Raw genomic sequence first — 22,204 nt, 5'->3', positions numbered from 1 at the left:
TATAAAAACATGGCATCTTACCACGAAATTTTAGAAATTCCAACACTTGTACAGGTTGTTGAAGCATTCCCGAAAGATTCGTATTACTTGACTAATACGTTCGCGAGTGAAGGAGAGACTTTCACGACAGATGAAATTGAAATTCAAACCAAAAAGGGTCATCGCCCTTTGGCTCCGTACGTAAATGAATTGCTTCCAGGTAAGGTTGTATTGCGTACTGGGTTCACTTCCAAAACGTATAAGCCTGCGCTGGTGAAACCAATGCGCGTGATTACTCGTCACGATCTGAAAGTGAAACAGGCAGGTGAAACACTGCTGAATCCTAAATCTCCAGAACAACGTTATCAGGAATTGATTGTCAAGGACCTGTCAGAGCTTACAGACACTATCGATCGTCGTAAAGTGCAGCAACTCTCCGAAATCATGTTCACGGGTAAAACCGAGCAGATTGGTGAGGGTGTAAGTCAAGTTCTCGATTGGGGTTTTACGAACAAAGAGGTCTTGTCCGGCACAGACTTGTTTTCCAATCCTGACACCGATGTCATAGAATATCTGACTGATAAGGTTCAAGAGGTAATGGACAAGAGCGGTCGGACAATGCGTCGTGTACTCACAACCGGAAAGGTTGCTCGAACTATCGTAAACCATCCAACAGTGCAAAAACTGATCGAAGCCAAAAAGGAAACTTTGGACGTGGGCGATCTGAATCAACGCATCTTGCCGGAAGGTGTAATCTTTCACGGTTACCTGCGCCAAGCTAACTTGGAAATCTGGTCTTACACCAACTCTTACACAGATGAAGCTGGCGATGAAGTGAGTTACATCCCAGAAGGAACTCTTGCTTTGCTTCCTGACGGTCAACCGTTCGAATTCTTGTACGGTGCGAACCTGGTCGCTAACGAGAACGGTGATTTTGTGTTTGCTCAAGCTGAAATCTACCCACAAGTATTAAGCGAAGTTGAACCGCCAAGTCGTAAACTGCAATTGCTGTCCCGTCCGATCTGCGTTCCAGTTAACGTTGATGGCTGGTACGTCGCAAAAGTTCTTTAATCCAAAGGAGGATAAAAAACATGGCATACGTAACTTTAACTAATGTTCGTCATAACGGTAAGAAATACGGTATCGGTGAAGAATTCCCAACCACTGGGGTGAAAAAAGAGGAGATCGAACGCTTGGTAGATTCTAAAGCTATCGTTGATCCTGAAGCTGAAGCGAAGGCAATCAAAGAAGCTGCTGCTAAGAAAGCGAAGGAAGACGCCGAATAGGGAGGCTGATTCGCTATGAATCTTAAACAGCAAATGGCGAAGGATGTTTTCTCGGTCTTCATGAATTCAAACGAATTCGCTGAGGTCCATACCGTCACCACTTATGACAAAGTCAAAGGGAATATCCATCGTCAATTGAAAATGATCATCGAAGCATTCACGCTGGACGGTCGACCTCTGCAGTATGCTGAGGGAGTATCTGTTCATAACGTAGTCGTTCATATCGAGCATCGAATTCTCGGCTTTACCCCCCGTGTGGATCAGGATTTCGCTCTAGATGGATCATGGTACAAAGTAATGGGGGTATCGAATGAGACGGGGATCCTTAAAATCGTGCTGCAAGCCAACGGTAAACGGCCATGAGTGATTTTATCGATGTGAAGGACAATTTCAAGCAGGTAAACCGGTCGCTGAAGCAAATGGACAAGGCGGTGCGTCAGGCTGTCTTGTCCAGCATTAACCGGGCTACGCAGCGGGCAAAGACGGAAACGGGGCGCAAGGTGCGCGAGAAGTATGTTATCAAGCAGAAAGAGGTAGTCCAGACGATCCGCATTAAGAAAGCTGCGAGCAACAAGTTGCAGGCAACGCTGACTTCTCAAGGTCACTCCATTCCCCTGATTAAATTCACGGTGGCACCGAAGCGCAAGCTTAAGAAAGCTCCTAAGGCGTTAAAGGCTGCGGTATATCGGGGTGGGGTCAAGAAGCCTATCCCTGGTGCATTTATCGCTACCGCTGGGACCCATCTCGGAGTATTTATGAGAGCAGGCAGAAAGCGGCTACCGATCGGAGAGCTACGCGGACCAGCTGTACCGTCGATGGTCGGCAATGAAGAGGTCCGAGAGCATGTGCAACAGGTGTATGGTGAGGAAATGGAGAAGCGCCTGCCGCATGAATTGGATAGGATGTTAGGGAGGCTGAAAGCGTGACGCCTGTTATTTTAATGAATAAGCTGCAGCAGTATTTGCAGGATTTAACGAAAGATATGGCTCTTGGCGCCGGGATCCCGCCTAATATCTATCAGGTTGATTTACCGGCAAGGGATGTTCCGAGTTACGAGCCTCCTGTAGAGGGCACGGATATGCCGCCCCCGCCGTCATCTCCACCTTTAGAGACGACACTTCCAGACGAGAAAGACGAACGGTGGCCGTTTATCATCATTGTTTTTAGCGATCCAGCTGAGGATAATGAGGAGGGGTACCGCACGGTACAAATGGATTTAATTTTTGGATGTGAAGGAAGAGGTTCCGATGGATACATGGATGTGCTGCATCTCATGGAATACGTCAGGGCCTCTTTTTTGCGAGAAACATATGAAGGATGGCCATCCCGGTTAACACGACCGCTCTCAATGGGATTTTACGAAGAGCAGGCTGATCCGTATTGGATGGGCTACATGTCTACCACGTGGGAAATGCCATCTATAGTACAGGAGGTATGGAGGAATGGCTACTAAGAAAAATCAGGGACAAGATCAAGAGAGGCAAGAGATACAGCCTTTGACCCGTACGAGCGAAGCGCCACAGGAGCCTAAGGTTGAAGTGGCTGCTGAGCCAGAGCAACTAATTTATATCGGACCGTCGATCAGAATGAACGGCGTTGGGATCCGGACAAATCAAGTGTTTATCGGCGGGCATCCGGAATACTTCAAGGCTCTTTATGCGGAATATCCGCTTATCAAAAATTTGTTTGTGCCAGTTGATCAGCTGCAGGAATCATTAAAACAAATCAAACAGACTGGGACTGCGTTAAACACGGCCCTCCAGTCACTGAAAGGAGTGTAACATATGGCTGAATTTCATGGTGTAAAAGCCACAGAGGTATATCAACCAAAGAAGGCAGTGGAACAAACCAATACGTTGCCGCTATACATCGGAACGGCACCGATTAACCTTGCTGATAACCCGTCTGCTGCTGTTAACAAGGTTATCCTTGCCAATAGCATGGACGATTTCAAGCGGAAACTTGGCTACTCTGATGACTGGAAATCCTACACATTGTGCGAAGCAGCAAAGTTGCATCTTGATGAGAATGAACAAGGTCCTATCGCCTTCGTGAACGTCCTTGATGTTACGGATACGGAAACCACAGCAGCGGCAGCAGTGGACTTTATTGATGGCATGCACGCCATTGATAAAGAGGGTGTCCTGAAAGCCTCGGTAACCGTCGCTGATGGCTCGACAACATATGACCTGGGTAAAGATTACACCCTGACGTTTAACGACGCTGGTAAGCTCGTCATTTCAATCGTGGCAGGCGGTGCTATCCCAGTAGGTACCAGCTCCCTGCAAGTCGGATACAAATCTCTAAAGCCATCAGCAGTTACGGCTAGCCGCATCATCGGTGGAACAGATGCACAGACTGGGGTCAGAACAGGGATGGAACTGATTGAAGAAGTGTTTTTGGAGACTTCCTTTGTCCCGAATTTGATCGTCGCACCGGGATTTTCACACGATCCTGTTGTCGGTGCGGTGATGGTAGCTAAGACCAAATCTATCAACGGTTTGTTCGAGGCTCATGCAGTGACCGACCTGGACCCAAGTCAGAAATATGTTGATGTTGTGGCATGGAAAGAGGAAAACGGCTATACCAGCCATCTCCAAACCAACACATATCCAATGGCGACATACAAGGGGCGCACTTACCACATGTCTACTCTGGTCACAGCAACCATGGTTGCGACTGACGGTCAGAATGAAGGGGTGCCGGTTCAGACTCCGTCGAACCAGCCGATTACAGCGGACGGACTGGTCTACGCTGATGGCACTCCAGTTCTTATTCCATACGATCAAGCAAATGTACTGAATGCTAACGGCATCGTGACAGGCATCCGCTGGACGGGTGGATTCAACGCATGGGGCAACCGGACAGGTGCTTATCCGGAATATACGGATGCGCAGCGTACATTCATTCCGGTTCGGCGGATGTTCTCTTATATCAAAAATCAACTGGTTCTCCGGCATTGGCAGCAGGTGGACAATCCACTCAATATCCGACTGATTGAATCGATAGCTGATGGAGCTAACGTCTGGATTAACGGCTTGGTTGGTGCAGGTTACTTGCTCGGCGGGCGCGTTGAATTCCTCGCTGCAGACAATCCAAGTGACCAACTTGGCAACGGCAAGGTCGTATACCGAGTGTACGTCACACCGCCGTCCATGGCACAGGAAATTGAATTCTTTGTCTTCTACGACGTATCATATTTGGCTGCTTTGACAGCAGCTTAAGGAGGGTCTTAAATGGCTGGAAATATTCCCATTAAACTGGAAGGTGTGGCGTTATACATTGAGGGAAGTGACAATGATTTTGCCACAGGCGATATCACACTTCCATCATTAACGCCGCTAACTAGCACGGTTTCAGGTGCCGGGATCCTAGGGGAGCTTGATCTTCCTTCACCTGGACATTACAGTTCGATGGAATTGGGAATTACGTGGAGAACCATTAACAAGTATGTATTTGAGCTGGCTGGCTCGCAGATGAAGGGGCTTGAAATTCGCGGTGCCTTCAATGAATTTGATAACACAAGATCTGCTTTTGTGACTCGTGCTATAAAAATTGTTGTTCGTGGTGTAGGTAAAGGGGTCGATCTCGGAACACTCGCAGTCAATGCTGCCACCGATACAACCAATACAATCGAAGCCACCTATTTGAAAATATTCATTGATGGTGCTTCAGTATTTGAATTGGACAAACTTAATTATATCAGTCGGATTAACGGTAAAGATGACATGTTCGACGTAAGAAAAGCTTTAGGAAAGGCCTAATTTACGAAGGAGGAACAGAGGATGAGCGAAAAAACAATCAATACTGAAAAAGTGGTAAATACTGAAAATTTGGAAGAAGTAAAGCAGGCCGGGACAGTGATTAAATTGTCCCGGCCTGTTGTTTGGGAGGACGCGGAGATTAAAGAACTCCGGATCGACATTGCTACTCTCTCAGGTGACGACATTATGGATATCGAGTCGGACTTTATGGATTTTGTACGTGGTCAAAGAAATGTCTACGTTGCATTTAAAGTAGATCATCCTGGGTATTTGGCTGTTCTCGCTGCTAAAGGCGCAGGCGTACATCCAAACCTCATGAAGAAGCTTTCTGCACGAGATTTCTTGAAAGCGACAGGTGCTGCAAAAGATTTTTTGAACGGTTTGGTTTAGCCAATAATCCTATTCGTAGTTTAATGAGAATCTCGATAAGGTTGTCCCGTGTTATGAAGGGGGATCTCTCTTATTGGATGAGCATACCGATCTGGACGCTGTATGAGTGGGATACGGCTTTTGAAGAAGTCAATAACGAAGATAAATCTCGGAAGGGAGGGGGTTAACCCATGCCAAAGAAATACGAAATGTCGTTTGAATTGAACGGCGACATAGACCCCCGACTAAAGAGGTCGTTTGACACCATGAGCAGGGACGTCACGGATCTCGGCAAGGACCTTGGCGATCTACGTAAGGTAAGAAGTTTTGACCAGATAACCAAGGATACACGGCAGGCTTCAGGTGCATTCCATGAACTTCGAGAGAACGCTGCGGAATTTGGGGATGTTTTTGGCCGGGTTGCCCAATACACTGGAGCTTATGCCATTATCGAAAAGATAACCGGTTCAATCGGTGAAATGATCAATACCATCGGTGAGCTTGACGCCCAATCAGGACAGCTTGCAGCGGCTACAGGGGCCACAGCAAAGGAATTGGCGGGACTTCAGGACATTTCCCAGTCTTTGTACCGTAAAGGACTTGGTGAGGGCGTGAACGACCTCACAGACGCTTTGGTCGTCGCTAGAAATGTCACCAAACAGGAAGGCGATGAACTGGCGACAACGACCAGGAATGCGATTGTCCTGCAAGACGTCTTCCGTTTTGACATTCCAGAGTCTGTTAAAGCCTCGGACACCATGATGCGGCAGTTTGGTATCACGTCCGAAGAATCGATGAACTTGCTCGCCCAGGGGGCACAGCGGGGGCTGGATAAGTCCGGTGAACTGCTGGACTCCGCGAATGAGTACGCACCGCAGTTTGCTGCACTCGGCTACTCAGCTAATGAGATGATGGATTTCTTTGCTTCAGGACTTCAAGCAGGCGCCTGGAACCTTTTTATTAGGGCTTTATGGTGGCGACACCATATCGAAACCTCTCTAATTCATGGAACCCCCTAACGTAAAGACGAGGGAAATCATGAGCGAAGCCTGCTGATAGCAGGAACGTGCAACGACTATCGGTGAAAAACCGAGTACACGCAAGCGCGTGGAAATGGGAGGGGACTCGCAAAGAGTTCTTGATATAGTCTGATCTGCATGGAAACATGCAGCTGCCTGATAGGGCGGGGCGAGGTGTAGCGGACCTCGCTGAACACAATGTGATAAAGTAGGCGACCTCGCGAAGGAATTTAATATCCGGATCCAAGATGGTAGTGATAAGACCGCTGATGCCCTGGGAGCTTTGTTTGCTCCAGAGGGAATCGAAGAGTTCACCATGGCTCTCACCAAAGGCGGAACGAAGTCCGCCGAATATCTGGAACTGCTCAAGCATGTGTCCGCGGATACCGCCAAGGAAATGGTCAAGAACTTGAAAAAGGGCGGCAAAGGCGCTGAAGATACATTCAAGGCATTATCAGGTATGTTGGGCGATGGCGATAAAATTCTTACAGACCTGAGCACAGGGGCTATTAAAGGTAAGGATGTTATGCAAAGGGTCATCACCGAACTCTCAACAATCGAGGACAATGTTTATCGTAATGTGCTCGGCGTGGAGTTGTTCGGCACGCAATGGGAGGATTTGGAGAAGGAAGTCGTGGCTGCTCTTGGTTCAACCCAAAGTCAGTTTGACATGACAACGGCAACCATGGAAGAAATGGCTGCCGTCAAATACGACAACTTGACGCATGACCTTAAGGTGTTGGGGCGGGAATTGATGGATGAAGTGATCATCCCGATCGGTGAGGACTTGATGCCGGTACTGAAGGACATGACAGCTTGGGCAAAGGACAATAAAGACGTAATAAAAGCTATTGGGCTTGCCGTTCCTGCCGCCATGCTTGCGAAAAATTCAGTGAGCATGGTTAAAGATATCACTAAAGTTAAAAAAGCCGTTTTCGATACAACGGATGGAGTAAGCAAGTTCGGCAAGTTCGCAGGGCTGTTAACTAATCCGGTAGGCTTGGCCGTTGGTGCTGTTGGCGCCCTCACTATGGGAGTTATCGCTTATAAAAAGCACCAAGATATGGCCCGTCAATCCCTCATTAACATGGGGGATAAGCTAGAAGAAACTGCTAAACAGTACGATGCAGCTTCTGAAAAAGCGCAACAGACCAATGACTTGGTTTGGACTTATAACAATCTGAGCGATGCAATAGCAAACAGTAGTGGAAATTCTCAAGAGCTTGTTGCCCAAAAAGAAAAATTAGCTGAAGTGACTGCAAAACTGCAAGAACTTTATCCCGAGACCATAACTCAATATGATGTTGAAAGTGGTAAGGTCAGGGAAAAAGTAGGGCTCTTAAAGCAGGAATCAGACGCGGAGCTTGAACTTGCAAAGCTACGACTTGAGAAGGAAGCTGCTGAAGGTCAGAAAAAGCTTCCGGAGTTGGAAGAGGAAATATTATCGCTCGAAAAGCAGACTGCCGACTTACAAGAGCAAAAACAAGCACTTGATGCCGCGTTGCCTGCACTTAAAGAGTATCAGGCTGAGTACCAAAAAATCATACAGGCTGATGATTCGGAGGGCCGTACTGCGCAACTCGAGGCTCTTCGGCAGAAGGCAGATGAAGTTGGGGACACGGTGGGCTTCGTATTTGACAACATCACTCACCTAGGTTTATTGGATAGCAATATTAAGGATTTGACTAATGATAGAATAAGCACGTTAGATTCATATATCGCCAAAATGGAAGAGCTCGGGACAGCACGAACCAGCTACGAAGATTTATATCAAGCCCAGCTCAACCTCATCGAACTGGACTACGGTGCGGATCTGGAAGAACAGGCAAGCAAGTACACAACGCTATCACAGAAAGAACAAGAACGTTTCACTCGAGCGATGCAGGATGTATCTAATCTGCGCCAAGAGATGGATCTCTTGCCGACAGAAAAACAAATAAATGTCGATGTGTTGTGGAATCAAATTGGTAACCCTGTTAACTTCATGCAACTACCGAAAAAAGGGACAGGTTTTAATGGGTATGCTGATGGCGGGCATATCACTCAACCCGAACTGGCGTGGATTGGCGAAGGTGGGGATGATGAATATGTTATTCCAGTCAATAATTCAAAACGCTCTAAGGGTCTTTATGCTGCAGCAGGTGAGGCTTTGGGAATAACTCCGAGTGGTAATTTCGCTCCTGTGTATAGCCCACAGATAACCATTCAAGGCAATGCAGATGAGCAGATGGTCCGGACAGTTATGAAAGATTCCCAGCGTGATTGGGAGGCACACCTGAACGCACATGAACGTCAGCGACAAAGGATGTCGATATCATGAAAACCTATAGAACAATTCAGGGCGATACTTGGGATGGTATCGCCTTTTCAATTGCTGGCAAGGAGTCTTTTATGACTCAGTTGATGAATGCAAACCCTGACCATGTGGAGTTTGTTATCTTCCCAGCAGGTATCATCCTGAATGTGCCAGAAGTGCCTGTCTCTATGGCTTCTACGCTACCACCTTGGAGACTGGAGGATGATGAGTAATGAAAACGGTCGTGGATGGACGCAGGGCCTCTCTGATGCTTAAATACAACGGTAAAGAGATGGGGGTCGAGTACCTAAACAAATATCTTAAGGAGTTTAACTATACGGATGCAGCTCCTGGAGATCAGGACATCATCTCAGTGACATTAGATGACAGGGATGCGAACTGGCAAGGAACCTGGAAGCCGGTATTTGGTGACAAGCTCATAGCAGAGATTACAGTGGTTAATTGGGATAAACAAGGTGAGAAAGCGAAGCTCCCGTGTGGATCGTTTGAAGTAGACGCTATAGATATTAAAGGACCACCGGATGAGGCAATCATACAAGCCTCAGTTCTTCCGCTTAGTGGCGCTCAGGCAAAGCAGGAGAAACGGACAAAAGCATGGGAGAAGGTCAAGCTTGAAACTATCGCTGACGATATAGCCAGACGTGCAAAGTTAAAACTTGTGTACTCAGCCTCCTCTAATCCTTCATACGATCGTCTAGATCAGAGCGATCAATCCGACCTACCCTTTTTGGTTAAAACTGCTAAGGACGAAGGTATAGCCGTCAAAATATCAGGTGGTAAGTTAGTTCTATTTGACGAAGCTGAGTATGAGAAGAAACCAGCAGTTTTGGACATTGTTCGGGGCAAGAGTAAGATCTTAAACTACAGCTTTAGCGAGAGCAGCACGGCAACAGCATATGGATCTTGTATTGTTACCTATCGTCCACCAGCTCCAGCGAAGAAGGCTAAAAAGAAGGGGAAAGGTAAGGGTGGTAAGTCCGAGCCCAAAGCTGTAGCAGCAAAGACAAAAACTCCTAAGGTGATTATAGGGGAATATAGTCTGCCAAATGCAAAGGGACTTCCAGTGCTTCGGATTAATGAGCGTGTGGAAACCGTTGCCGAAGCTAAACGGCTGGCTAAAAACAAGCTGCGGGAGCAGAACAAGCAGGCTGGACTAGCCACATTCACCCTTGATGGAGATATCCGACTAGCTTCTAGTGTGACAGTTAACGTGAAGGGTCACGGACGATTTGACGGTAAATACATCATTGTGAGTGCGACACATAAAGTCGGTACACAAGCATACACAACTGATATTCAAATACGCAAGGTTTTGGGGTGGTGAGATTGAGTGCAATTAGAAATATTTTTCGGATCGGGACATGTTCCACATCAGATCCGGAATCAGGAACAATAACAGCCTTTTTTGAGGATCGGGATGATATGGTTTCCGGTGATCTTCCCGTGCTTACTCGCGGTGGATGGGCACGCAGTAATGAATTGCCAGAGCCCGGTCAAGAGGTGGCTTGTTTATTCCTTGCTAATGGGATAAGTGAGGGCATATGTTTGGGTGTAATTGAGGATGAGGAGGACCCACCAGGAACGCCTGATCAGCGAGGAGTTTGGTTTGAGGATGGTAGTTATGTTTATTATGACCGAACCACTCAAAAACTGATGGTTAAGGCTGCAGGAGGCGTCTCCCTTGAAGGGGATGTGACCATTAAAGGTAACCTGACTGTAGAGGGAACCATCACACGAGGCGGTGAAATCATATGAAGATTGGACTTGGTGCATTAGGGGATATCGTGTTTATTTCTTCGTTCAAGACCCCTATTAAGGTCCGGACGTTTCAAGATTTTCAACGTGATTCATCGGCCCGATGGGGGACAAATGAAATACATCTGCAAAAGCCCCGTAGCCAGTTTTTAGGCCCGGGGCTTGATACGATTACCTTCACAATGTCTTTTGATGTGAGTCTTGGTATGAATCCCCGAAAAGAGATGGAAAAGCTACTTAAATATGAGAGGGATGGAAAGGTGCTGCTGTTACAAATCGGGGGAAAGGCACTCGGACAAGGAAAGTGGAAGATTATGAGTCTTGGTCAATCGTGGGAACGCATTGATCGAGATGGAAATCTCCTGAAGTCGTCGCTGTCCGTTACATTGGAGGAATACGTATGATTGAGCATAAGGTGATCGGAACGCCGCCGGCTGCCATGAGATTCGGTCTAACCGGCATCGACTCTATCAAGCAGAATATACAGGTCATAGCAAGCACATATGCAGGCACGGTCCCTCTGGATCGTGCCTTTGGTATATCTCCTGAGGTTGTCGATCAGCCTTACCCCCTTTCTCAGGCGCTCCTGGTTAACGAACTCATAGCTGCCATTACCGAATTTGAGCCAAGAGCGGAAGTCATCAGTATTGATTATGAGCAAGGCGAAGAAGAAGCGGAGCAGGGCATCTTACGGCCTGTTATCCGGTTCGTGGAAAGAGAGGTGCAGTGATGACACTCGTTGATTTACCGGATATCAAATTTGTTGAGGATGATGTGGACAAGGTTTTTGCCGAGTTGGTCACCATCTTCCAGGGGATCACCGGTCGGATATTAAACCGAGCTGATCCTGATATGCTGGCTCTTCGGGCGTTCGGGATGATGTTTGTCCAGCAACGCGTTCTTATTAATCAGGTGGCAAAGGGTGAGTTACTTCGTTATGCCAAGGGCGTTATTCTTGATCACTTGGGTGATCCGGAAACGCCTCGGCTGCAGGCTGAACCAGCTCTTACTACAGAGCGATTCACGCTATCTATCCCCCTTGTAACTCCACAGGTCATCCCAGCGGGAACCCGAGTCGCTCCAGAAGGTGCAGAGGGTTCTATTTTATTTGCCACTAAAAACGCGGTGACCATTCCAGCGGGAGTCACATCAATTGATGTCCTGATCGAGTGCGTAACACCAGGTGTGATTGGAAATGGTTTTTTGTCAGGACAGGTTAATACACTGATCGACCCTTTACCGTTTGTCGCGTCCGTGACGAACCTGACCACCACCACAGGCGGCGCAGATACCGAGGATGACGATTCATATCGGGAGCGCATCAGAATGGCTCCTGAGTCGTTTTCTACGGCTGGACCGGAACAAGGATACATTTACTGGGCCAAGACCGCCAGTGCCGCTATTGTGGACGTTGCGGCCGTGTCAGAGTCACCGGTGGAGGTTACTGTCGTGCCATTGCTTGAGGGAGGGGTTATCCCGACTCAGGAAATCCTTGACGCTGTGGCTGAAAAAGTTAATGGCCGTAGAATCCGACCACTTACAGATAAGGTTACCGTCCAGGCTCCTGCGGTAGTCCCTTACAACATCGAGTTAACCTATTACATCAGCAGTGATCGTGCTGCCGAGTCCTTGGTCATACGGGATGCTGTAGAGAAGGCCGTGGCGTCCTATGCGTTGTGGCAGAAATCAAAGCTTGGACGGCATATAAATCAGTCCGAGCTGATCGGCAGGATTATGAATGTCGGAGCACTTCGGGTTAATGTGGTCAGTCCTGTCTATACGCCGATAACTGATCTGCAGGTGGCCCAAGATGTGACGATTAACGCCACGTTCGGAGGTTTTGCCAATGATTAATATCGATCAGATAAGCATCTATGACCTACTGCCGCCGAATGCGCAGGCAGATCCGACTGTATCCGCGGCAGCTCGTTCCTTGGATAGCCACATGCAGGAACTCACTCAGCAGGTTAAAGATCTTTCCTTTTACCGCCGACTACTTGCAGGAAAGATCACGGATGCCGAAGCGGATGAGCGGGCGTGGCAGAACCATGTTGATTTCTGGGATACGTCACTTCCCTTGGAGCAGAAGATTCAACTGCTGATGAACGCTAAGGAATTTCATCGGATCAAAGGGACGCCTGCTGCCATTGAGGACCTGGTAACGATCCTCTTTGGTGAGGGCAAGGTCGAAGAGTGGTTTGAATACGGAGGGGAACCGGGTTACTTTCAGGTCATTACGAATAATCCGGAAGTAACGCAGGAGAAAGCACAGGAATTCTATCGAGCGGTCGAATCGGTCAAGCGGCTGAGCGCTCATTTGGAGCGAGTGATCCTGTCTCAATCTGAACCGATTAACTTATATTTTGCTGGTGTGTTGCGTATGGGCGAGAAAATGACAGTAAGGATGGTGTAATACATGGGGGCATTTGGTGGTTTTATTCAGACCAATAAAGGCCGTAACCTGCAAGCTAAGGCAGAGGCGGGAGCATTACTAAAATTTACACGGATGGGTGTAGGTGACGGTCAACTAGGAGGGCAGTCCATCACTACGTTGAACCGGTTGATCAGCGAGAAGAAATCATTACCGATCACTCGGCTGAAAACTTTAATGACGGCACAAGCAATCGTGGGGGCTGTCTTATCTAATCAAGACGTGACCACAGGATTTTACTTCCGGGAGATGGGTATTTTTGCTCAAGATCCTGATGAGGGCGAAATCCTATATGCGTACGGTAATTCAGGCAGCGGAGCAGAGTATATTCCGCCAGCTGGTGCAGCCGATATCATCGAGAAGACAATTGATATGATCGTCACTTTCGGACAGGCTCAGAATGTCTCAGCTGTGATAAACAGCTCCTTGATATTCGCAACTCCTGACGATGTGGCTGAATCACTAGCAGAGGCAAAGAAATATACAGATGAGAAGATTGCTGCAATTGATGTAGACATCCCAGATGCCTCTCTAACCGAAAAGGGTATCGTGCAGCTATCCAATGCAACGAACAGCGTTGCTGAAAACATGGCCGCAACGCCTAAAGCGGTCAAAGCGGCAATGGACGAAGCCATTGCGGGAAAGCAGCTTGGAGTTGAGCAGAAAGCGAATGTGGTTGCCGCGCTCAATTCCATAGGGGTACAGGCATCCACAAATGAATCATGGGCGCAGTTGATTCCGAAGATATCGGCTATCATTCGGGCGTCCGGGAATGCAATAGCAGCGGATCTATTGGTCGGGAAAAGTGCTTCGAATGCCAGCGGCCCATTTAATGGTGGTATGCCTAACCGAAGCGCGGAAAACACCCACATGCCGGGGCTTGAATCAACCGTATGGCCGGGGGACCGCTTTTTCATTCGCCCACCGCAAGGCTATTATGATGGGGGGTCCTGGGTAACGGCGATGGTACCGGGGTTGACTGCGAATAACCTTCGGTCCGGGGTTAATGTTGCGGGCTTGTTGGGTACGTTAATCGAGGGCAAGCCTTTTGCGTCAGGAAGCGCTATTGTGAAGGATCGTATAGAATTTACTATGGATGGAGGCGGGAGGCAAGACACCGCATATATAGAAGTTAACGGACTTGCCTTTGTTCCGAAAAGAATTGTTGTCTATACTGCTAGCCTTGTTTCTGCGGTACATGTCGCAGAAACTGGCATGACTGGAATTATACAAAATGCTTGGAATTACCTTTACGGAAATTATTTTACACAGACCTTCAGTGGCACAAGCTTTAGAATTCCGGTGTCATCCAGAAGTTCCGCCATTGTCGGCAGTACAGTGTATTGGGAGGTGTATGGTTAATGAATATAGGGTCTAAAATTTATTTTGATAAGATTACGGGCGATGTGATAGAAAATACCGGTGAGCGCACCGGGGCTGTTGTTGAGACGACGCGCGAACAAGACTTCGAGGTATACATCGCACTTTCTGAACGCGTCCCGGAAACAGTTGGAATGATACAACTTGAGTATGGAGCGTATGCATCAGACTTTGCGGAGGGCGGACGGATCACACGGGTTGATCTGAGCGCACTCAAACCGTTGTTTACCTATCCTGATCCAACGGACCCAGAGACACCACAGGAGCCACGACCAGCACTAAGTTCACAGGTTGAAGAGCTGAAGCAAGAAAACACTCTGCTGAAAGCTCAGACTACAGTTTTATCAGAGCGCACAGATTTCGTTGAGGACGTTATTGCGGAGATGGCCACACAGGTTTACAAGTGATCCGGCGCTTCATCACTTGGTTATTTCTGAAAGGAGGTGACACGGATATGATGGCAATGTTTTTTGCACAGCGGGTAATCTTGGGTAAAACCAAGTATGTTGAGGTACCATCCACATTACAACCAGGAGTTAAGGATATCCTGACAGATAGTGGTCTTGAATTTCTGATCGAAGAATAGTTTTAACCAGCGCGCCGCAAGGCGTATTTTTTATGCCCTCGGTTATCCGGGGGCTTATTATTAAAAAAAGAGAGTAGGGGAAGGTCATGGGGGAGTGGTCACATGTTATAAAAACCATATCCGCAGTATCGGGGGCGCTGATGGGTTACATGTTTGGAGGTTGGAGCCTGTTGATACATTTATTACTATGGTTTGTAATTGTAGATTGGCTGACGGGATGGGCAGCCGCATGGATTAATGGAGAGCTTAAAAGCCGGAAAGGTTATTTTGGAATCGCTCGAAAAGTTGCTATTTTTCTTTTGGTTGCACTTTCTCATTTTATCGATAATGCATTAGGAGGATTACAGTATTTTCAAAATGCTGTGGTCTTTTTTTATTTGGCGAACGAGCTGCTTTCAATCTTAGAAAACGTTGGAAGAATGGGTTTACCGGTCCCAAAGGTATTAAGAAAAGCTATTGAGATATTCAACGAGAAAAGCGGAGAAAAGGCAGTAGAGGATGATGATTCAGGGATTGCACACAGACCAATTGATAGATTGGAAGAATAGAATAATACATGGAATTACGATTCCGAAAGGGTGAGATAAATGGAATGGAACATGATTTTAGAACTCATTGATCCAAGGTTGTTAATTGTTGTGGTTGCATGTTGGGTTATCGGATTTATCTTAAAGAAGACTCCGAAGGTACCTGATTGGAGCATCGTTTATATCGTTATTGTGTTTGCTGTGGGACTTACAGTGGGGCTGATTGGATGGAGCGTTGAAGCGCTGATACAGGGAATCCTAGCCGGTGCATTCGCGGTGTTCGGTCATCAGGCTGTGAAGCAAACGAAAGAAGGGATTAAGTCATGAGGAAGGTATGGATTGATGCAGGTCACGGCGGTAAGGATCCTGGAGCTGTTGGAAACGGGCTGCAGGAAAAGGATATCGTCCTGGTGTTATCCAAAGGCATCAAGCAGCGTCTGGAGTCAGATTACGAGGGCGTGCAAGTCTTACTAACCAGAGGCATGGATGTGTTCCACGAGTTGAGGGATCGAACTGCTGCAGCTAACAAAGCTGGTGCAGATCTCCTTGTCTCCATTCACTGTAATGCAGGAGGCGGAGCTGGTGGGTTTGAGTCATTCAGATATACCAATGCTTCAGCGGCTTCGAAGTCCCTGCAAGACGTGCTTCATAAGGAGATCATGGCTGCGCTCAAAGCATTTGCAGTTACTGATCGCGGCCAGAAGGCAGCGAACCTCCACATGGTCCGTGAATCTAAAATGCCAGCGGTCCTGACGGAGAACCTGTTTATCGATGTGGCAGCTGGTGCGGCCAAGCTGAAACGGCAGGATGTCATTAATGCATTGATTGATGGCCATGTTACAGGGATCGCGAAATACCTGGGCCTTAAAAAAAGGGAGGCTGCAGCTACTGTGAGCGATAAGGTAACAGTCATCGTAAATGGAAAACGGATTGCTGATGGGAAACTTGAGAGCGGAGTGACATATGTACCTCTGCGGGCCGTGGGTGAAGCTCTTGACGCTAAAGTAGGGTGGGAAAAAGAAACAAAGACAGCTACACTAACAAAGTTTTAAATAATACTGAAGACCCCACCAGCTTTGCTGGCGGGGTTCTTTTTTTCTTAGATGAACGGAAAACACCAAAAAAGTTGAAGAAAATATGGAAATTAAAACCTAATGATTACATATATTAATGGATTAATTATCCTTTTAATGTTAAGGTGGGTATGTTCATTTGAGAAGAGAGGGGAGAAGTTTGATGAAACAAACTCAAAAAAAAATATTGCGTGATTTGATCTATTTGGTACTAATTATCGTACTGCTCACTTACGGAAGTATACTATTATCCAACAGTTACACACAGGCTAGAGAACGCTTTGAGTTTAGCCCAACTAATACAACGTTAATCTTATTACTGTGTTTTGGGGGAATTGGAGCTTTACTTGGTTCTGATAACATCATACTCACTAAAAAGACTAAATATATTATTGATAAATCACGATTTCTAACACTTACTCTACCATCCTTTATTGTCTCAATGAGTTATATTTGGTCTGACTTGGGACTCTTAAATTTCAATAATTCGATATATCTATTCATTCTTGAACATGATTATATTCTCATTGTTTCTAGTATAGTATTTGGGTATTCTATATCCTCTGCTTTTAGGAAAAAAGTATAAAATATTAAATGTGTTGATATTATATGGTGTAATTGGTATATTGTAGGAGGTCATAAAAACAAAGGAGGATCAAAGTATGAAGAAGATCAGTTCGTTAGTTTTATGTCTAGGATTGTTTTTTGGAGTTGTTTCACCTGCAACGACATCTGCGTCTAAAGCTGATGCTTTGAAACCAGATCTCGAGTTTGGAGCGGTTATTACTAATGAGAATGGTGAAGTGTTAGATTATGAGATTAAAGATGTGAAGAGAACTTCTTCTAAGGCGGAGACTATTGGAACTTACGACAACTCTTCGGGTAACAAGGAGATAACTGAAACCTATGAGGTTACGGTTGTGCTTCCATCTTCAGAGATTAGTCCTATGGATTCAGCAGGAGGAGAAAAAGAGGAGAATTCTGTTAAAGCAAGTATGACTGTTACTTACGATTGGCGTCAAAAGGCTAATAGTCCTACAAGAAAAGAGATCAAGATCAACAACTTCAGTGGTAAATGGGAGCCAGGACAATTTATTATTGTAAGCAATAGATATGCTTCCATGAATGACGGTGAAAGTTTTCCTGGTAACAAAATAGAAAAAAACCCTACCTCAAATACTTTTAGTTATAATACCGGATGGGGTTATGTTGAGTGGTACCCTGACACACAAGTCTCTGGACCAAGAGGTAATACAGAGGCAACTTTGACAGTTGCGGGGATGGGTGGAACTGCGAATATATTCTTGTTCGTAGTTGTTAGATAGTTGAATTTTCTAAACTCCTAAAGTACCCTATAAAGGGATTTATTGAATGTAGTGTTATAATTACCTCATACATGTGAGGACCCTACCGGCTCTATGCCGGTAGGGTCCTTTCTGCTTTAATCTTCGAAAAGCTCATTCATGAGCCCATCAATTTCATTTCTTCGCTTTTTTGTCTCATCTTTGTCCACGGTAAAATGGTTGCCATCGATTTTAATAACATCCCCAACCTCCGCATCACTTGGTAGGAGATGCTTTGGGTAATGCAGTGTTTTACCATCCTCGACTTCGACTACAGCGATATCGTCCTCAAATCGGTCAATAACTCCCTTTATCATTTTGGTTACCTCACAGTATCGAATTTTATTGTCTTCCCGTCGCTTACAGCAGTAATCGTACCTTGAGTATCAGTCCTGTACACAGTTACTTTAGCTCTCTTCAAGCGATTGATAATAGCAGACTTTGGGTGGCCATATTTATTATCTTTCCCTGCACTGATTACGGCATACGTTGGTCTGACCGCATTGAGGAAATCTTGCGATGTCGATGTGTCCGATCCATGATGTCCCACCTTCAGGACGTCGACTTTCAAGAGTTTTGGACTCTTCAACATGTCCTTTTCACTTCTGGCCTCTGCGTCGCCAGTAAAGAGGAAGGAAGTGTTGCCGTATTGTACTCGTAGCACAGCACTCCAAGCGTTTAAGTCTTTGCCATACTCCGCAACGGGGGCAACAAACTCCGCTGTAATTCCATCAAGCGGGAGCGTTAGACCGACTTTAGCAGTTTTTATCTTTAACCCGCTGTTTTTAACTGCAAGCAAAAAATCCTTATATGTATTTGTGGTGTGTGATACTCGTGGGGCATAAACAGACTTAACCGGTATGGCATCGATCACCGTATCCAACCCGCCAATATGATCGGCGTCCGGGTGTGTTGCAATGATTGCATCCAAACTTTTAACGCCAAGCTGCTTAAGATAATCAACCACTTCGTCGCCCTTGTGGTTATCCCCGCCGTCTATTAGAATATGTTGACCTTTAGGTGTCTGTATCAGTGTGGAATCACCCTGTCCAACGTCGAGGTAATAGACTCGCAGTGTGCCTGATGCCTGTTCTTGCTGTAACTTTGGCATAGTCTGGTCAGTTTCTTTTTCACTAGTTGTAATACTTGAAATCGGGGAGCAGGCAACCAGTACAGATAAAATAAGTGCAAGTGTTATGTATAGTTTTTTCATAATGCCTCCTTATGTATTGATTTTAACACATTAAAATAAATACAAAGACCCTACCGGCGTGCGTGTGCTGGCAGGGTCTTTTTTGCGTTACAGATGGTTACCACCTTGCAATAACTATGCCTATTGTAATTAAGCTGATAACGATCGATGCAACTGAAAGCCATGATGTTAATTTGAGCATTTTAGAGGCGTTCATTTGATCAGCTCCTTTATGGTATAATCGAGTAAAGAAGAACGACACCTTATATTTCACCAACCCTTTGGGAAGCCCCTTGTGGGGCTCCCTTCCGGGTCGTCTGATTAGCGAACCAGAGCGGTGATGAGGGTGATGATCGAGACAATCAAGCTGATGATTGCAGTCATTAGCATGATCTTTGCAGTCCGTTCATCGCGTCGTTCTTCTTTTCTCGTCTTTCGCATTTTTTCTTTCACCTCCTTATACTCTTATTATACAACGAATATCGTTGATCATCAACTAAAATAGTTGAAATAATTAACTAATATCGTTGATGTTTTTTATGTGTTGGGGTATATTAAATATGAGGTGAGTATAATGCTGTATTTAAAATTAAGTGAGCTCATGGACGAAAAGCGTATTAATACAAAGCAATTAAGCGAGATGACGGGGATACGCTGGAATACTGTTGATGACATGGTTAAGAACAAATCGAAGCATTGGTCTCCTGAGAATCTGGAGAAGGTAATGCTTGCTTTAGAGATCAGCAATATTTCAGACTTGATTGAATACAAAAAAGACCCTATCGATTAAGGGTCTTTTGTTTTATCGTAATTGAATTAACCTACTTACATGATCGATATCCAAAATAGGTATGTAAACCACTCCATTATCACTTCGAATCTTAACCCGATCCGCGCAAGTCTCGGCGATCCCTTGCAGTATTTCTCCATCCATCAACCTGATTGTAACTGATTGTTTCTTCTCAATTGCCGCAAGTATTTCTTTTCTCCACATGAGCAAGGCAACCCCCTTTTCTCTTCTGGTCGTTTATTCTTCAAACACAATTGAATTCCTTCTTTTGTCATTGATAAAAGAACGAACGTTCGCATATAATACAAACAAACGTTCTCTTTTTGAGGTGAGGAATGATGTTGAGTATTGGGTTAGAGCCAGAAGAAACTAAACTGGTTAAGGATTACACTTTGATCCCTTTGTTGCTTGATGTTCTTGAAAAGGATCGAGCGATTCTTTGCGTGTCAGATTTAAAGACATCAGAAATGACTAACGTTATAATCGATCATTTACAGGCAGCTGCTTTAGGTGATTTGGCTCAAGTACGAAGAGACATGCGTGAGTGCGGTTTGAAAGTTTATGAAGAGCGAAGGACAAAGCTCGGCATTGAAGTTGAGTTTATTTGCAGAGGATATCATCATAAGCTGTCTATGCTTTGGGGGCTGATCGAAGCAGAGGTTATTCAGCGGTCTTACACTTACTTGGGTTTAAATATTTCGGACAGAGGGTGCGAACAGTGAAGGCATCGAACCGAGTGGTCATGTTGGCAGACTGCCAATCTTTTTATGCAAGTGTGGAAAAAGTAGACCATCCACAGTACAAAGATCGTCCACTAGTAGTTGCAGGGGACCCAGAGCGGCGGTCTGGCATCGTACTGGCAGCTTGCCCAATTGCCAAGTCAAAAGGGATAACGACTGCAGAGAGGATAGGGGAGGCAGTCGCCAAATGCCCTGATCTTGTTGTTATTAGACCGCGGATGCAAAAGTATATAGATGTGTCCATGCAAATTACGGAGATATACAAGCAGTATACAGACCTTGTGGAGCCGTACAGCATCGATGAGCAGTTTCTGGATGTAACCGGCTCTTTACACCTGTTCGGCTGCACACCAAAGGAACTTGCGCAAATTATTCAAAATCATATCCAAGAGTCAACGGGAGTATATGCCCGTTTTGGCATTTCAGAAACCAAAATCCTAGCAAAGACAGCGTGTGACAATTACGCCAAGAAAAATTCATCCGGCATATACACCTTGACCAAAGAAATGCTTCCCGAAACGCTTTGGAAACGGCCCGTGAGTGATATGTTTATGGCTGGAAGCCGTATGACACGTCATTTTGTCTCGATGGGCATGCCTACGATCGGCAGCGTTGCAGAAACAACGCTTGGTAAGTTAAAGCAGATGATGCGCCGGAAGTTTGGTAAAAACTCAGATATTCAGGCAGAGATGTATTGGCGTATTGCCAACGGAATTGACGACAGCCCAGTACGGCCAGGGACACATCAGGTCGCCCCCAAGTCTGTAGGGCATATGATGACGCTCCCTAGGGATTATGGCACTTTGGCGGAGATTAAGGTCATACTGTTGGAACTAACGGAGCTGGTCTGCCAGCGTTGCCGTGCTCTTGGTTGTATGGGTCATGTGGTATCTGTTGGCTGTATGGGGGCAGATTATGACCATCCCACAGGATTTAACCATCAAATGAAGATGGAGGACCCCTCCAATATTACTAATCAAGTCTACCGATGGGCGTGTAGGCTTCTTGAGTTGTATTGGGACGGTCTGCCGGTCCGGCGTGTAGGCATAAGTTTGACGCAGCTGACACCAGATACGGAATATCAAATGTCGCTGTTTGATTCAGGTAGGGAGAAGTCCATGGCCTTGGAAAAAGCTACTGATGCTTTGAAAAACAAATACGGTAATTCTATTCTCATCAGAGCTGCATCGATGACAGCAGCAGGCCAAGCGCTTGATCGTTCAGCTAAGATTGGAGGACACTATAAATGACAACACGAAAAAAGCTGGAGGGTAACGGACTTTGGGAATCAAGCCGTATGATGCTGCCTGAGCATAAAGAAGCTATTATTTGTCAGCAACATGAAGAATGCCGAAAAGGAAGGCCAATACTAGATGCGCAGGAAATCGAACTAATCGAAAGCGCGTTGGCCGAATCTTATAATGACCATCGAAGAATTACATTGCAACTGTTTGATGAGTACGAGGATTTGCAATTGACCGGCATCGTTGTTATGGTCCATAAATTCAGACGGGAGATTAAGCTGTCGATAGAGACAGACGAATGGCAGTGGATTCGAATTGAAGACATAATTTCGGCCACTTAAAGAACTGTAATAATTACAATGACGAAACATTAAAAAACCTGTCAGCTAAGATGCCGACAGGTTTAATT

At 46.0% G+C, this 22,204-nt stretch carries 32 protein-coding genes; 29 read left to right on the top strand and 3 right to left on the bottom strand.

The window, feature by feature from the left end:
- The first annotated feature begins 9 nt into the window (after positions 1–9).
- From B9N86_RS20165 to B9N86_RS20050, 25 genes are all read left to right on the top strand, one after another.
- The gene (locus B9N86_RS20165; RefSeq protein WP_208914917.1) at positions 10–1,050 is read left to right on the top strand and encodes a major capsid protein; all 1,041 of its coding nucleotides are present in this window, start codon (positions 10–12) and stop codon (positions 1,048–1,050) included.
- A gap of 20 nt (positions 1,051–1,070) precedes the next feature.
- The gene (locus tag B9N86_RS20160) at positions 1,071–1,265 is read left to right on the top strand and encodes a hypothetical protein (protein WP_208914916.1); all 195 of its coding nucleotides are present in this window, start codon (positions 1,071–1,073) and stop codon (positions 1,263–1,265) included.
- A 15-nt stretch (positions 1,266–1,280) separates the two neighbouring features.
- Entirely contained in the window at positions 1,281–1,628 is a 348-nt protein-coding gene (locus tag B9N86_RS20155; protein ID WP_208914915.1) for a hypothetical protein, read from the top strand.
- On the top strand, positions 1,625–2,191 hold the full coding sequence (locus B9N86_RS20150; RefSeq protein WP_208914914.1) for a phage tail protein: 567 nt from the start codon (positions 1,625–1,627) through the stop codon (positions 2,189–2,191). The genes B9N86_RS20155 and B9N86_RS20150 overlap by 4 nt, the downstream gene beginning before the upstream one ends.
- Entirely contained in the window at positions 2,188–2,718 is a 531-nt protein-coding gene (locus tag B9N86_RS20145; RefSeq protein WP_208914913.1) for a hypothetical protein, read from the top strand. The genes B9N86_RS20150 and B9N86_RS20145 overlap by 4 nt, the downstream gene beginning before the upstream one ends.
- On the top strand, positions 2,708–3,046 hold the full coding sequence (locus tag B9N86_RS20140; protein WP_208914912.1) for a hypothetical protein: 339 nt from the start codon (positions 2,708–2,710) through the stop codon (positions 3,044–3,046). Before B9N86_RS20145 ends, B9N86_RS20140 begins: the two co-directional genes overlap by 11 nt.
- A 3-nt stretch (positions 3,047–3,049) precedes the next feature.
- Entirely contained in the window at positions 3,050–4,489 is a 1,440-nt protein-coding gene (locus tag B9N86_RS20135; RefSeq protein ID WP_208914911.1) for a phage tail sheath family protein, read from the top strand.
- Positions 4,490–4,501: 12 nt separating this feature from the next.
- Positions 4,502–5,029 (top strand): phage major tail tube protein, encoded by a 528-nt coding sequence (locus B9N86_RS20130; protein ID WP_208914910.1) that lies wholly within the window; start codon positions 4,502–4,504, stop codon positions 5,027–5,029.
- 21 nt (positions 5,030–5,050) lie between these two features.
- A complete protein-coding gene (locus B9N86_RS20125; protein ID WP_208914909.1) occupies positions 5,051–5,419 on the top strand; it encodes a hypothetical protein in 369 nt (122 codons plus the stop codon).
- A gap of 170 nt (positions 5,420–5,589) precedes the next feature.
- Positions 5,590–6,417 (top strand): phage tail tape measure protein, encoded by an 828-nt coding sequence (locus tag B9N86_RS20120; RefSeq protein WP_208914908.1) that lies wholly within the window; start codon positions 5,590–5,592, stop codon positions 6,415–6,417.
- A 316-nt stretch (positions 6,418–6,733) separates the two neighbouring features.
- Positions 6,734–8,737, top strand: a complete 2,004-nt coding sequence (locus B9N86_RS20115; RefSeq protein WP_210190598.1) for a hypothetical protein — start codon at positions 6,734–6,736, stop codon at positions 8,735–8,737.
- A complete protein-coding gene (locus B9N86_RS20110; protein ID WP_208914906.1) occupies positions 8,734–8,946 on the top strand; it encodes a tail protein X in 213 nt (70 codons plus the stop codon). Before B9N86_RS20115 ends, B9N86_RS20110 begins: the two co-directional genes overlap by 4 nt.
- Positions 8,946–10,058 (top strand): phage late control D family protein, encoded by a 1,113-nt coding sequence (locus tag B9N86_RS20105; RefSeq protein WP_208914905.1) that lies wholly within the window; start codon positions 8,946–8,948, stop codon positions 10,056–10,058. Before B9N86_RS20110 ends, B9N86_RS20105 begins: the two co-directional genes overlap by 1 nt.
- 2 nt (positions 10,059–10,060) lie before the next feature.
- Positions 10,061–10,489 carry a phage baseplate assembly protein V gene (locus tag B9N86_RS20100; protein WP_208914904.1) on the top strand — a complete coding sequence of 143 codons (429 nt, stop codon included), beginning with the start codon at positions 10,061–10,063 and terminating at the stop codon, positions 10,487–10,489.
- Entirely contained in the window at positions 10,486–10,893 is a 408-nt protein-coding gene (locus B9N86_RS20095; protein ID WP_208914903.1) for a phage tail protein, read from the top strand. The genes B9N86_RS20100 and B9N86_RS20095 overlap by 4 nt, the downstream gene beginning before the upstream one ends.
- Positions 10,890–11,219 (top strand): GPW/gp25 family protein, encoded by a 330-nt coding sequence (locus B9N86_RS20090; RefSeq protein WP_208914902.1) that lies wholly within the window; start codon positions 10,890–10,892, stop codon positions 11,217–11,219. The genes B9N86_RS20095 and B9N86_RS20090 overlap by 4 nt, the downstream gene beginning before the upstream one ends.
- Positions 11,219–12,343: a baseplate assembly protein gene (locus B9N86_RS20085; RefSeq protein WP_208914901.1), complete on the top strand. Its 1,125-nt coding sequence runs from the start codon at positions 11,219–11,221 to the stop codon at positions 12,341–12,343. Before B9N86_RS20090 ends, B9N86_RS20085 begins: the two co-directional genes overlap by 1 nt.
- Positions 12,336–12,902, top strand: a complete 567-nt coding sequence (locus B9N86_RS20080) for a phage tail protein I (RefSeq protein ID WP_208914900.1) — start codon at positions 12,336–12,338, stop codon at positions 12,900–12,902. Before B9N86_RS20085 ends, B9N86_RS20080 begins: the two co-directional genes overlap by 8 nt.
- Before the next feature lie 3 nt (positions 12,903–12,905).
- A complete protein-coding gene (locus tag B9N86_RS20075; protein ID WP_208914899.1) occupies positions 12,906–14,282 on the top strand; it encodes a tail fiber protein in 1,377 nt (458 codons plus the stop codon).
- Complete coding sequence (locus B9N86_RS20070; RefSeq protein ID WP_208914898.1) at positions 14,282–14,707, top strand: hypothetical protein; 426 nt, start codon at positions 14,282–14,284, stop codon at positions 14,705–14,707. Before B9N86_RS20075 ends, B9N86_RS20070 begins: the two co-directional genes overlap by 1 nt.
- 47 nt (positions 14,708–14,754) lie before the next feature.
- Entirely contained in the window at positions 14,755–14,886 is a 132-nt protein-coding gene (locus B9N86_RS30685) for a hypothetical protein (protein ID WP_280174945.1), read from the top strand.
- Between the two features lie 86 nt (positions 14,887–14,972).
- Positions 14,973–15,434 carry a phage holin family protein gene (locus tag B9N86_RS20065; RefSeq protein ID WP_208914897.1) on the top strand — a complete coding sequence of 154 codons (462 nt, stop codon included), beginning with the start codon at positions 14,973–14,975 and terminating at the stop codon, positions 15,432–15,434.
- A 39-nt stretch (positions 15,435–15,473) separates the two neighbouring features.
- Positions 15,474–15,740, top strand: a complete 267-nt coding sequence (locus B9N86_RS20060; protein WP_208914896.1) for a phage holin family protein — start codon at positions 15,474–15,476, stop codon at positions 15,738–15,740.
- Positions 15,737–16,465, top strand: a complete 729-nt coding sequence (locus B9N86_RS20055; protein ID WP_208914895.1) for an N-acetylmuramoyl-L-alanine amidase — start codon at positions 15,737–15,739, stop codon at positions 16,463–16,465. Before B9N86_RS20060 ends, B9N86_RS20055 begins: the two co-directional genes overlap by 4 nt.
- Positions 16,466–17,148: 683 nt before the next feature.
- Positions 17,149–17,811, top strand: a complete 663-nt coding sequence (locus B9N86_RS20050; protein ID WP_208914894.1) for a hypothetical protein — start codon at positions 17,149–17,151, stop codon at positions 17,809–17,811.
- Positions 17,812–17,927: 116 nt separating this feature from the next.
- On the opposite strand, the gene B9N86_RS20045 is transcribed toward B9N86_RS20050, so the two are convergent.
- Both B9N86_RS20045 and B9N86_RS20040 read right to left on the bottom strand, forming a co-directional pair.
- On the bottom strand, positions 17,928–18,146 hold the full coding sequence (locus B9N86_RS20045) for a DUF3006 domain-containing protein (RefSeq protein ID WP_208914893.1): 219 nt from the start codon (positions 18,144–18,146) through the stop codon (positions 17,928–17,930).
- 5 nt (positions 18,147–18,151) lie between these two features.
- Positions 18,152–19,042 (bottom strand): ComEC/Rec2 family competence protein, encoded by an 891-nt coding sequence (locus B9N86_RS20040; RefSeq protein ID WP_208914892.1) that lies wholly within the window; start codon positions 19,040–19,042, stop codon positions 18,152–18,154.
- 553 nt (positions 19,043–19,595) lie between these two features.
- Here B9N86_RS20040 and B9N86_RS20035 point away from each other — a divergent pair.
- Positions 19,596–19,811: a helix-turn-helix domain-containing protein gene (locus B9N86_RS20035; RefSeq protein ID WP_208914891.1), complete on the top strand. Its 216-nt coding sequence runs from the start codon at positions 19,596–19,598 to the stop codon at positions 19,809–19,811.
- 12 nt (positions 19,812–19,823) lie between these two features.
- On the opposite strand, the gene B9N86_RS20030 is transcribed toward B9N86_RS20035, so the two are convergent.
- The gene (locus B9N86_RS20030) at positions 19,824–20,015 is read right to left on the bottom strand and encodes a hypothetical protein (protein ID WP_208914890.1); all 192 of its coding nucleotides are present in this window, start codon (positions 20,013–20,015) and stop codon (positions 19,824–19,826) included.
- 131 nt (positions 20,016–20,146) lie between these two features.
- Here B9N86_RS20030 and B9N86_RS20025 point away from each other — a divergent pair, with 131 nt between their 5' ends.
- From B9N86_RS20025 to B9N86_RS20015, 3 genes are read left to right on the top strand one after another with little or no spacing between them, the layout of a single operon-like run.
- Positions 20,147–20,533, top strand: a complete 387-nt coding sequence (locus B9N86_RS20025; RefSeq protein ID WP_244562772.1) for a YhjD family protein — start codon at positions 20,147–20,149, stop codon at positions 20,531–20,533.
- Positions 20,530–21,801 carry a DNA polymerase IV gene (locus B9N86_RS20020; protein WP_244562771.1) on the top strand — a complete coding sequence of 424 codons (1,272 nt, stop codon included), beginning with the start codon at positions 20,530–20,532 and terminating at the stop codon, positions 21,799–21,801. The genes B9N86_RS20025 and B9N86_RS20020 overlap by 4 nt, the downstream gene beginning before the upstream one ends.
- Positions 21,798–22,136, top strand: a complete 339-nt coding sequence (locus B9N86_RS20015; protein WP_208914889.1) for a YolD-like family protein — start codon at positions 21,798–21,800, stop codon at positions 22,134–22,136. Before B9N86_RS20020 ends, B9N86_RS20015 begins: the two co-directional genes overlap by 4 nt.
- The last annotated feature ends 68 nt before the right edge of the window (positions 22,137–22,204 follow it).

Origin of the sequence: Paenibacillus uliginis N3/975 (genome assembly GCF_900177425.1) — a bacterium.
In the GTDB taxonomy this organism is placed as follows: domain Bacteria; phylum Bacillota; class Bacilli; order Paenibacillales; family Paenibacillaceae; genus Paenibacillus_AQ; species Paenibacillus_AQ uliginis.
The sequence above is the reverse complement of the archived record's forward strand: the minus strand, read 5'-3'. Positions and strand labels throughout refer to the sequence as shown.